The organism is Pseudoalteromonas sp. NBT06-2 (assembly GCF_002276045.1).
Classification (GTDB): domain Bacteria; phylum Pseudomonadota; class Gammaproteobacteria; order Enterobacterales; family Alteromonadaceae; genus Pseudoalteromonas.
Map to the genome: position 1 here is coordinate 1 of NZ_NQMR01000406.1, position 590 is coordinate 590.

Annotated in this window: 1 protein-coding gene; it reads left to right on the plus strand. The window is 33.2% G+C overall.

The window, feature by feature from the left end; all coding sequences use genetic code 11:
• Positions 1–67 precede the first annotated feature (67 nt).
• On the plus strand, positions 68–463 hold the full coding sequence (locus CJF42_RS26315) for an SMI1/KNR4 family protein (RefSeq protein ID WP_095369409.1): 396 nt from the start codon (positions 68–70) through the stop codon (positions 461–463).
• Positions 464–590: the final 127 nt, after the last annotated feature.

The window sequence follows — 590 nt, forward strand, 5'->3', positions numbered from 1 at the left end:
AATTCTACAGGCTCGTTATATGCACTGAACTCAACTCAACTATTGAGCATCTAAAAGGAATTTGAATTTGGATTTTGAAAAAATAGAAAGTAAGTTATCTATTTCACTCCCTGAGTACTTTAAATTAGCTATTTCTAACTACCCATTTAAAGCACTCGATAATTTAGACTTTGTTGAAGATAACTTAGTAAACGATGAAGAGTGGTTAATTCAAACAAATATTGAGCTAAGAGAGTGTTCATTTTTTGGGAATAATTGGCCAAGTCATTTTTTTGCTATTGGGCATGATGGATTCGGAAACTTTACTTTCATCAATGTTAAAGAGTTCGATGAAACAATCTACTTTGCAGATCACGAAGAAGAGTTCGTGCCATCAGATATAGATGATTTGGAACTTTGTAGTAATATGGAAGAGTACATTCAAGATTGCCTTGAAGAGCAAAAAGATGTTCTATCAGATTAATAGTAAAAGTGCATATAACAAGCTAATAAATAAGGACAAAAAACAGTTGGTTTGTCGCTCGTACCTCGCTAAAGTATAACCAACTGATTTTTAGCCTCTTATTGGGGCGTTGAGGCTGTAGAATAAT